The organism is Alicyclobacillus fructus (assembly GCF_017329605.1).
Taxonomy (GTDB): Bacteria; Bacillota; Bacilli; order Alicyclobacillales; family Alicyclobacillaceae; genus Alicyclobacillus; species Alicyclobacillus fructus.
In genome coordinates, this window is the sequence record NZ_JAFMTY010000065.1 from 1 (window position 1) to 1,246 (window position 1,246).

Annotated in this window: 1 rRNA gene; it reads right to left on the reverse strand. The window is 58.6% G+C overall.

The features are described 5' to 3' along the window. Positions 1-1,246: ribosomal RNA gene (locus J3481_RS14325) — 23S ribosomal RNA — on the reverse strand; the annotation flags it as partial.

The window sequence follows — 1,246 nt, forward strand, 5'->3', positions numbered from 1 at the left end:
CGCCCAAGCTTCTCCGTCTCCCACCTATCCTGTACATGGAACACCGTTGTCCCATATCAGGCTCCAGTCAAGCTCCACGGGGTCTTTCCGTCTAACCGCGGGTAACCTGCATCTTCACAGGTACTACAATTTCACCGGGTCTCTCGTTGAGACAGCGCCCAAGTCGTTACGCCTTTCGTGCGGGTCGGAACTTACCCGACAAGGAATTTCGCTACCTTAGGACCGTTATAGTTACGGCCGCCGTTTACTGGGGCTTCGATTCGGACCTTCGGGTCTTCCCCTAAGCCCTCCTCTTAACCTTCCAGCACCGGGCAGGCGTCAGCCCCTATACTTCGCCTTTCGGCTTCGCAGAGACCTGTGTTTTTGCTAAACAGTCGCTTGGGCCTTTTCACTGCGGCTCTTCTTCCGAAGAGCGCCCCTTCTCCCGAAGTTACGGGGCCATTTTGCCGAGTTCCTTAACGAGAGTTCTCCCGCGCGCCTTCGTGTTCTCCACGCGCCCACCTGTGTCGGTTTCCGGTACGGGCACCTTCGGCTCGCTAGAGGCTTTTCTCGGCAGTGTGAACGTCGGGACTTCGGTACTTTCCTTCCCTCCCCATCACAGCTCACGCTTCACGGGGTGCGCATTTCACTACACCCCACGCTCGCTGCTTGGACGGCCCCTTCCATCCGGCCGCTTCCCTCGTCCTCCTGCGTCACCCCTTCGCTCAAACGCCTACGGTGGTACAGGAATGTCAACCTGTTCTCCTTCGGCTACGCCTTTCGGCCTCGCCTTAGGTCCCGACTGACCCTGGGCGGACGAGCCTTCCCCAGGAAACCTTGGGCTTTCGGCGGAGGGGATTCTCACCCCTCTTTTCGCTACTCATACCGGCATTCTCACTTCCATGCGCTCCACCAAGCCTCCCGGCTCAGCTTCCCCGCACATGGAACGCTCCCCTACCATGTCGCCATCCAGAGCTTCGGTGTCCGGTTTAGCCCCGTTCCATTTTCCGCGCAGCGCCACTCGACCAGTGAGCTATTACGCACTCTTTCAATGATGGCTGCTTCTAAGCCAACATCCTGGTTGTCTTTGCAGCGCCACATCGTTTCCCACTCAACCGGTACTTTGGGACCTTAGCTGCTGGTCTGGGCTGTTTCCCTCTCGACTACGGACCTTATCGCTCGCAGTCTCACTGCCAGGTTCCTCGACATTGTGGCATTCGCAGTTTGACGAAGCTTGGTAGCCCTCGCGGGCCCCGCACCCCATCAG